The organism is Methylosinus sporium (assembly GCF_003113265.1).
GTDB classification, from domain to species: Bacteria; Pseudomonadota; Alphaproteobacteria; order Rhizobiales; family Beijerinckiaceae; genus Methylosinus; species Methylosinus sporium.
On the sequence record NZ_PUIV01000051.1, the window covers coordinates 1 to 8,297 of the forward strand.

Genomic DNA, 8,297 nt, shown 5'->3' on the forward strand with positions numbered 1-8,297 from the left:
CATCTTGCCGAAGAGAATATCGCCCAATTGCTTGGGCGAGCCGAGATTGAAGCTCTCGCCGGCGGGTTTCGAGAGAGGCGGGACGGCTACCCTCGTTCACGCGCTCGACGCCACTCCGCCGGCGCGGCTTCTCCTTCGTGCGGAGGCATTTGGGAACAAATGCAAAAGCCGGCCGAATATCCGAGGTTCGCGCGGGGATAGACTACCGAAATGGGAAAACAACCCTGGGCCCGGAGGCGGAGCAGAGGAGGGGCAGAACCGCGTTTCGGGACGCCAAAGCTTCCGATGCGTCTTTGAATACAAAGGCCCTGGCCGACGGCGGCCGCGGCGTCCCGAACGACCTTGCATCACCTGCGCGACGCGGCGGGGCGCTTTCGCGCGCCCCGCGCGCGATCAATGCGCCTCGTCCCAATTCTGCGCGGCGCGGGCTTCCACTTCCAGCGGCACGGAGAGCGCCACCGCCGGATGCGGCGCCTCTTCCATCACGCGCTTGACGATGCGGATCGTCGCCTCGGCCTCTTCCTTCGGCGCCTCGAACACCAGCTCGTCATGCACTTGCAGCAGCATGCGCGCGCTCAGCCGCTCATGCGCGAGAGCCTCGTCCATGCGCGCCATAGCGCGGCGGATGATGTCGGCGGCCGCGCCTTGGATCGGCGCATTGATCGCCGCGCGCTCGAAGAAAGCGCGTTCCGAGGCGTTGGAGGAGCCGATGCGCGGGAAATGGCATTTGCGGCCGAAGATGGTGGTGACGAGGCCGTTCTCCCGCACGGCTTTGCGGGTCTTGTCCATATAGTCGCGAATGCCGGGGAAGCGCTCGAAATAGCGCTTGATATAGGCGGCCGCCTCCTCGCGCGGAATGGAGAGCTGATTGGCGAGGCCGAAGGCGGAAATGCCATAGATGATGCCGAAATTGATCGCCTTGGCGCGGCGTCGCACTTCTGACGGCATGCCCTGCACCGGCACGCCGAACATCTCGCTCGCCGTCATCGCGTGAATGTCGATTCCATCCGCGAAGGCCTGCCGCAATTGCGGAATATCGGCGATATGCGCGAGCAGCCGCAATTCGATCTGCGAATAATCCGCCGAGATGAGCACATTGCCGCGTTCGGCGACGAAAGCCGTGCGAATCTTGCGCCCGGCCTCGTTGCGCACGGGGATGTTCTGCAGATTGGGGTCGGACGAGGAGAGCCGCCCCGTCGTCGTCGCGGCGAGCGCGTAAGATGTGTGGACGCGATGTGTCGTCGGATTGACGAAAGTGGGCAGCGCATCCGTGTAAGTGGATTTGAGCTTGGAGAGCTGCCGCCAATCCAATATGCGCGCGGCGAATGTATTGCCGCTCTCGGCCAATTCGTCGAGCACGCTGGCCGAGGTGGACCAGGCGCCGGTCGCGGTCTTCTTGGCGCCGGGCAGGCCCATCTTGCCGAAGAGAATATCGCCCAATTGCTTGGGCGAGCCGAGATTGAAGCTCTCGCCGGCGAGCTCGTGGATCTCGGCCTCGAGCCGCGCCATATCCTGCGCGAATTCGCCGGAGAGGCGCGAGAGAATATTGCGATCGATCGCGATTCCGCGCCGCTCCATTTTGGCGAGCACACTCACCATGGGGCGCTCCAGCGTCTCATAGACGCTGGTCATATGCTCGGCGGCAAGGCGCGGTCTCAGCGCGCGCCACAGACGCAGCGCGACATCGGAATCTTCCGCCGCATATTCGGTCGCTCTGTCGAGCGGCACGCGCGCGAAGCCGATGAATGTGCGGCCGGAGCCGGCGACGGCCGAAAACGGAATGCATTCGTGACCGAGATGCTTCTTCGAAAGCTCGTCGAGGCCGTGATTATTACGGCCGGCGTCGAGCACATAAGAGATCAGCATCGTGTCCTCGATCGGCGCGACATCGATGCCGCAGCAGGCCAGAACGAGGAGATCATATTTCATATTATGCGCGATCTTCAGCACGCCGCGCGCTTCCAGCAGCGGCTTCAAGCGCGCGAGCGCTTCCGCAAAGGGAATTTGCACGGGCGGCGGATCGCCGCCGAGCAGATCGGCGCCGGTGGGCGCGACATGCTGCAGCGGAATATAGCAGGCGCGTCCTGGCGCCGTCGCCAGCGAGACGCCGACGAGATCGCAGGACATGGGATCGAGAGAGGTCGTCTCCGTATCCATCGCGACAACGCCTATGGCGAAGGCTTCCGCGATCCAGGCGTCGAGACGCTCGATCGTCGTCACCGTCTCATAGAGCGATCGATCGATCTTGGTCGCGACGCCTTGCTCGCGCCGCGCCTCGGCGAGCGCGGCCGGCGAGAGCGCACCCTTCTCTCCCGTTGGGCCGGCGGGCGCGGCGGCCTCGGGCGCGGGCAAAGCGGGCGTCTCGGCGACCTCGCCATTGCGCGCACGCCATCCCGCCGGGCCGACAAAGGCGGGGTCCGGCTCGATCTCATTCGCCTCGACGCCATAGGTCTCCGCGGCGCGGCGCGTCAGCTGCGTGAACTCCATCGCCTGCAGAAAGGCGACCAAAGTCTTGCCGTCCGGCTGATGCAGGCCGAGATCGTCGAGCGGAATCTCCAGCGGCGCGTCGTCGACGAGCTTCACCAGTCTCTCCGACGTGCGGATCAGCGCGACGCTCGCGGGATCGGTCAGCGTCTCGCGGCGCTTGGGCTGCTTGATCTCGCCGGCGCGCGCCAGCAGCGTGTCGAGATCGCCGTACTCATTGATGAGCTGCGCGGCGGTTTTCACGCCAATGCCCTTTGCGCCCGGCACATTGTCCGTCGAATCGCCGGCCAGCGCCTGCACATCGACGACCTTTTCCGGCGGCACGCCGAAATAATCGACCACCTCGGCGACGCCGATGCGCCGCTCCTCGCGCGCGCCCGAAGCCGGATCATACATCGACACTTTATCGTCGATGAGCTGCATCAGATCCTTGTCGGCGGAGACGATCAGCACATCGGCGCCGCGCGCCCGCGCCTCTTTGGCGTAAGTGGCGATGAGATCGTCCGCCTCATAGACGTCCTGCTCGATCGGCAGCAGGCCGAAGGCGCGCACGGCGGCGCGCATCAGCGGAAATTGCGGAATGAGATCGTCGGGCGGGTCCTGACGATGCGCCTTGTAGTCCGGGTAGATCTCCTTGCGGAAGGAGTTCTCCGATTTGTCGAAGATGATGGCGAGATGCGTCGGCGTGAGATCGGCCGCGCCCTCGCGGATGAACTGAAACAGCTTGGCGCAGAACAGCCGCACCGCGCCGGTCGGCAGGCGGTCCGTGCGATAATTATATTTCGCGTCCTGCCGTATCGACTGGAAATAGGCGCGAAAGACGAAGGACGAGCCGTCGACGAGGAAGACGCGGCTGTCGGGACCGACGGGCTTATGTGTGAGAGTCATCGCGCGAGGAGCATGAACGCTAGGCCCTCATAGAGAGGGCGGAAAGGGCGCACGCAAGATAGCCCCGATCCCTCGGCATGGATACCCCCGGCTCGGCAGAGCGCAGGCAAAAGGGCCTCGCGCGGCCGAAGCCGGCGAGGCAGTCGGGATCGTCACACTTACAGCGCCGACGGTAATGTCTCCGTGGCGCGATTGAACCGCCAATCGGCGAGCGGCGAGGGGTCCAGCGCCGCGCGCGCAAAAAAATCGCCCCGCTCGGGCGCGCGGGGCGAAGCGAAACGAGACGAATTCAGATGAATTGCGGCTCGCCGCGCGTTCCTCAATTGATCATGCGCGTGGTGGCGCCGGTGTCGCCGGTCACGCTCGCGCTCTTGGGGGAAATCCATTCTGGAACCTTCGTCAGCGCGACGGCGACGAAGGCGACGAGGCCGACCGCCCATATGACGATCTTGCCGTAATTGGTCCCGCCATGAACGTTCAACGCCATTGTTCCCTCCGATGGTTTTTGCTTGTTTCTCTCAGGGCCGATGGCTCGGCCATGCTGACGATGGCGAGGCCGCCGCGGCCGAGAAACAGCCAATTTGCGGAAGGGCGCGGGTCCAACGCGCGCTCGGCGTCAGAGCAGCGTTTCGGTCCAGCGGACGCGGCCGTGGACGCGCAGACGCTCGGCGTCGGCGCGCTCCAGCCTCTCGGGCTCGTAGCAGGCGCGATTGTCGGAGATCAGCGTGATCGCGCCGTCGACATTGCGGCGCACGCGACGGATCAGCGGGCCGTCGTCGAGCGAGACGAGATAGACGGCGTCGCCGATGACGTCCCGCTGCGAGCGGTCGATCAGCACGATCGCGCCATCCTCTATCGTCGGGCGCATGGAATCGCCGCGCGCGCGCAAAAATTCGAGCGCCTCGATCTCGGTTCCGAGACGTCGCAGCAGAGCGCGCGGAAAGGCGAGCCGCTGGCCGCCGCCGATTTCGCCCTCTAGCTCCTCGCCGATTCGCAGCGGCGGGATTTGCGCCATATCCGGGCCGAGCGGAATTGCCGGCGGCGCGCCGGCCTCGAATATGGGAGCGCCGCGATCGAGCACCAGCCAGTCGAGCGAGACCCCCGTCACCTCGGCGATGCGGCCGAGCTTCTCGGCCGAGGCTTCGGTCTCGCCATTGAGATAGCGGCTGTAAGTGGAGGAAGTGACGCCCGCGTCTCGCAAAATCTTCGCCGGGCCGCCCGCGACCTCGACGGCCTGCCCCAATCTATGCGCGAGGCCGGATCTATCGAATACGGGATATTTCTTCGTTTCCGGCACACAGTCTCTCATATATGCTTGACAGGGGCGCGCGGATGCGGGATTTTCGGCGCAGAGTTCGTTTCCGTTTACGGTTAACACGCCGGATGTGGCGTGTCACCGCGTGGCTTGTTGCGCCCATGATTTGCAGTTGGAGAGACTTCATCCGCCCAGCCTCCGCATGTGATGCGGAATTGTCTGGACGCTGGAACCGTCGCATCGCCGCCGGAAAAGGCTTCGCTTTCGGCAATGACAATGTGGCAAGGAAGACGTCGGGAGCCGCGTGCTACGGCGGAGCGGAGGGGATATCGGGCGAACGGCAGTTCGCGCTCGCTTTGTCTCTGGCGAGAATGCTATCGGCGACGCGCGCACAGCTCGCTATCGCTTTGCGAGACCTATCCCTCGCGCGACTGGGACGCGAGCGACCGGACGCGCTTTTCTCGCATATGGTCGAGCGCAATGTCGACGACGCCATCTACGCAATAGGGCGGGATGGGCCGGCGATGATCGACGAGACTGTACGGCGCGCCGTCGACGACATAGTGCGCGAAGCCGCGCTCGGAACCGGCGCTCCTTACTTCGCCGATTAGTCTAGAGCGGCGCCGGCCGAAGTGGCCGCCGGTTCGGCGTTAGAATCGCGTCGCAACAAGAGGCCGGAATCTTTCCGTGTTTCACGGAAAGATTCCGGCGGTCTGCTTCCTCGGAACTGAAGAGACTTTAAAAGAGCGAGCCCGAAGGCTCGCTTCTCGAGACACGTCAATTCATCTGACGCAGACCACGAGAGATTTTCCGGCCGAAGTGACGACCTTTTCAGCCGAGGCGTTTCGCCGCCGCCGTCAGCTTCTCGATGCGCGCGCGCGCTTCCTCGAGGCGCTCGCGATTCTCCTCCACCACTTCCTCCGGCGCACGCGCGACGAAATCGGCGTTGCCGAGCTTGGCCTCGATCTTCTTCGCCTCGCCTTCGAGCTTGGCGGTCTCCTTGGCGAGACGCACCTTCTCCGCCGCGAAATCGATGACGCCTTCCAGCGGTATGGCGGCGAGAACGCCGCGCACGATCAACTGCGCGCTGCTCTTGGGCGCCGCGTCGACGAAGCCGATCTGCGAGAGGCGCGCGAGCTTGCGCAGCGTCTCGTCCCAGCGCGTCACGCGCGACTGCACATCAGCGTCGGCGCCGACGAGTGTGAGAGGAATTTCCGCGCCGGCGGGCAGATTCATCTCCGAGCGCACGGAGCGCACTTCGGAGACGAGATCAACGATCCAGCCGATTTCCGCCTCCGCGGCGGCGTCCTCGAGGCCGGAAAGATCGGGCCATTGCGCCAGCGCCAGCGGCGTTTCCCGCGCGGGGCCTTCGAAACCTTTGACGCCCCACAGCTCCTCGGTGATGAAGGGCATGAAGGGATGCAGCAGCGCGTAAGTCTGATCGAGAATGAACGCCGTGGTGGCGCGCGTCTCGTCCTTGGCGGCGCCGTCCTCGCCTTGCAGCAGGGGCTTGGCGAGTTCCAGATACCAATCGCAGAACACGTTCCAGACGAAGCGATAGGCCGCGCCCGCCGCATCGTTGAAGCGATAGGCCTCGATCGCGCCGGCGACATCGGCGAAAGCGCGCGCGGCCTCGCTGACGATCCAGCGATTGAGCGTGATCTGATTATTCTTCGGATCGAATCCAGCGACGCGCGCGCAGCCGTTGATCTCGGCGAAGCGCGAGGCGTTCCACAGCTTGGTCGCGAAATTGCGGTAGCCTTCGACGCGCTGCGTCGAGAGCTTTATGTCGCGCCCTTGCGCCGCCATGGCCGCGAGGGTGAAGCGCAGCGCATCGGCGCCATATTCATTGATGAGGTGCAGCGGGTCGATGACATTGCCCTTCGACTTCGACATTTTCGCGCCCTTCTCGTCACGGACGAGGGCGTGAATGTAGACGTCGTGGAAGGGGACCTCCTTTTTGAAATAGAGGCCCATCATCATCATGCGGGCGACCCAGAAGAAGATGATGTCGAAGCCCGTCACCAGAACATTGGTGGGATAATAGCGATCGAGCTCCTTCGTCTCGTCGGGCCAGCCGAGCGTCGAGAAGGGCCAGAGCGCGGAAGAGAACCAAGTGTCGAGCACATCCTCGTCGCGCGTCAGCGCCACGTCGCGTCCGTGCTTCGCGCGCGCGGCGGCGAAGGCGGCTTCCTCGCTGTCCTCGACGAAGACATTGCCATCCTCGTCATACCAGGCCGGTATGCGATGGCCCCACCACAGTTGGCGCGACACGCACCAGGGCTGGATGTTCTCGAGCCAATCGAAATAGGTCTTCTCCCAATTCTTCGGCACGAAATTGGTGCGGCCCTCGCGCACCGCGGCGAGCGCCGGCTGCGCCAGAGTCTTGGCGTCGACATACCATTGATCGGTGAGGCGCGGCTCCAGCACGGCGCCGGAGCGGTCGCCATGCGGCACCATATGCTTATGGTCCGACACTTCGGCGAGCAGCTCATGCTCCTCCATCATCGCCACCACGCGCGCGCGGGCGGCGTTGCGGTCGAGGCCGTGCAGAGCGGCGACTGTCATGTCGAGCTCGGGAGAGGGCGCGACATGCTCGAAGAAATCCGCATTGTCCTTCAGCGTCACGGCGCCTTCGGCGTCGAGCACATTGATGAGGCGCAGACCGTGCCGGCGGCCGACCTCGAAATCGTTGAAGTCATGCGCGGGGGTGATCTTCACCGCGCCTGTGCCCTTCTCGGGATCGGAATATTCATCGGCGACAATGGGGATGAGGCGACCGACCAAAGGCAGGCGTACATTCTTGCCGACGAGCTTGGTGTAGCGCTCATCCTCGGGATGCACGGCCACCGCCGTGTCGCCGAGCATGGTCTCGGGGCGCGTGGTCGCCACGGTGATGAACTCGCCGGTCGTCTGGCCGTCGTGATAGACCACCGGATATTTGAAGTGCCACAAATGGCCCTTCACCTCGATCTGCTGCACCTCGAGATCGGAGATGGCGGTCAGCAGCTTCGGGTCCCAATTGACGAGGCGCTTGTCCTTATAGATGAGCCCATCGCGATAGAGCTGCACGAAGACTTTCACCACGGCGCGGGAAAGCCCTTCGTCCAGCGTGAAGCGCTCGCGCGACCAGTCGCAGGAGGCGCCGAGCCGCTTCAGCTGCTCGACGATGACGCCGCCCGACTCCGCCTTCCAGGCCCACACCTCTTCCAAGAATTTGGCGCGGCCCATTTCGCGGCGATGCTGCTGGCGCTCCATCAGCCTGCGCTCGACCACCATTTGCGTCGCTATGCCGGCGTGATCCGTGCCCGGCTGCCACAGAACGTCGTCGCCGCGCATACGATGATAGCGCGCGAGAATATCCTGCAGCGTATTATTGAGCGCATGGCCCATATGCAGCGAGCCGGTGACATTCGGCGGCGGAATGACGATGGAAAAGGGCTTCGCGCCGGCGCGCTCCGGCCGGCCGGCGCGAAAGGCGCCCGCCTCTTCCCAGAGCTCGCGCATCCGCGCTTCGATGGTCGAGGGGTCGAAGGTCTTTTCCATGGGCATGGGGGAGGCTCGGAACTGCTCCCTCTCCCCGTTCACGGGGAGAGGGTCGGGGTGAGGGGCCGGGGCGCGCGACGGAAAGGTCGAAAGAGCGAGGGCCCGGAGCGGGAGCGGCATTGCC

General features: G+C 64.5%; 5 protein-coding genes. 1 reads left to right on the plus strand and 4 read right to left on the minus strand.

The window, feature by feature from the left end; genetic code table 11:
* Positions 1 to 393: 393 nt before the first annotated feature.
* The 3 genes from polA to C5689_RS17980 form a co-directional block, all read right to left on the minus strand.
* Entirely contained in the window at positions 394 to 3,372 is a 2,979-nt protein-coding gene (polA, locus tag C5689_RS17975) for a DNA polymerase I (RefSeq protein WP_108918613.1), read from the minus strand.
* A 319-nt stretch (positions 3,373 to 3,691) separates the two neighbouring features.
* The gene (locus C5689_RS18665; protein WP_018267973.1) at positions 3,692 to 3,859 is read right to left on the minus strand and encodes a hypothetical protein; all 168 of its coding nucleotides are present in this window, start codon (positions 3,857 to 3,859) and stop codon (positions 3,692 to 3,694) included.
* A gap of 129 nt (positions 3,860 to 3,988) precedes the next feature.
* Positions 3,989 to 4,681 (minus strand): S24 family peptidase, encoded by a 693-nt coding sequence (locus C5689_RS17980; RefSeq protein WP_244594783.1) that lies wholly within the window; start codon positions 4,679 to 4,681, stop codon positions 3,989 to 3,991.
* 413 nt (positions 4,682 to 5,094) lie between these two features.
* On the opposite strand from C5689_RS17980, the gene C5689_RS18440 reads away from it, so the two are divergent.
* Positions 5,095 to 5,238 carry a hypothetical protein gene (locus tag C5689_RS18440; RefSeq protein WP_158271835.1) on the plus strand — a complete coding sequence of 48 codons (144 nt, stop codon included), beginning with the start codon at positions 5,095 to 5,097 and terminating at the stop codon, positions 5,236 to 5,238.
* Between the two features lie 220 nt (positions 5,239 to 5,458).
* On the opposite strand, the gene C5689_RS17990 is transcribed toward C5689_RS18440, so the two are convergent.
* Complete coding sequence (locus tag C5689_RS17990; protein WP_108918616.1) at positions 5,459 to 8,173, minus strand: valine--tRNA ligase; 2,715 nt, start codon at positions 8,171 to 8,173, stop codon at positions 5,459 to 5,461.
* Positions 8,174 to 8,297 lie beyond the last annotated feature (124 nt).

Coding starts and splice junctions, on each gene's coding strand:
- C5689_RS17990 (WP_108918616.1), bottom strand. CDS start 8,173: ATGGAAAAGACCTTCGACCCCTCGACCATCGAAGCGCGGATGCGCGAG.
- C5689_RS17980 (WP_244594783.1), bottom strand. CDS start 4,681: ATGAGAGACTGTGTGCCGGAAACGAAGAAATATCCCGTATTCGATAGA.
- polA (WP_108918613.1), bottom strand. CDS start 3,372: ATGACTCTCACACATAAGCCCGTCGGTCCCGACAGCCGCGTCTTCCTC.
- C5689_RS18665 (WP_018267973.1), bottom strand. CDS start 3,859: ATGGCGTTGAACGTTCATGGCGGGACCAATTACGGCAAGATCGTCATA.
- C5689_RS18440 (WP_158271835.1), top strand. CDS start 5,095: ATGGTCGAGCGCAATGTCGACGACGCCATCTACGCAATAGGGCGGGAT.